This window comes from Paraburkholderia sp. BR14312 (assembly GCF_040948675.1).
In the GTDB taxonomy this organism is placed as follows: Bacteria; Pseudomonadota; Gammaproteobacteria; order Burkholderiales; family Burkholderiaceae; genus Paraburkholderia; species Paraburkholderia nodosa_A.
This window is the reverse complement of record NZ_JBFPKI010000095.1, coordinates 1-261: the sequence shown is the minus strand read 5'-3', so window position 1 is coordinate 261 and position 261 is coordinate 1. Positions and strand designations below refer to the sequence as shown.

Below are 261 nucleotides of genomic sequence, written 5' to 3'. Positions count from 1 at the left end.
TCGTGCAGGCCGGCGAGTCGTACAGCGACGCCTACGCCCACGCCGTGCGCCTGCAGGAAGAACGCGGCCTGACCTTCGTGCATCCGTTCGACGATCCCCACGTGATCGCCGGCCAGGGCACCGTGGCCATGGAGGTGCTGAGCCAGCATCAGGCCCCGATTCACGCGATCTTCGTGCCGATCGGCGGCGGCGGCCTGGCTGCGGGCGTGGCGGCGTACGTAAAATGCGTGCGCCCAGAGCTCAGTGTGATCGGCGTGCAGA

The 261-nt window shown here is 68.6% G+C and carries 1 protein-coding gene; it reads left to right on the top strand.

The window, feature by feature from the left end; translation table 11 throughout:
* Positions 1-261, top strand: a 261-nt coding sequence (locus tag AB3X98_RS42175) for a pyridoxal-phosphate dependent enzyme (RefSeq protein ID WP_368610460.1), incomplete at both ends; no start/stop codon positions are given.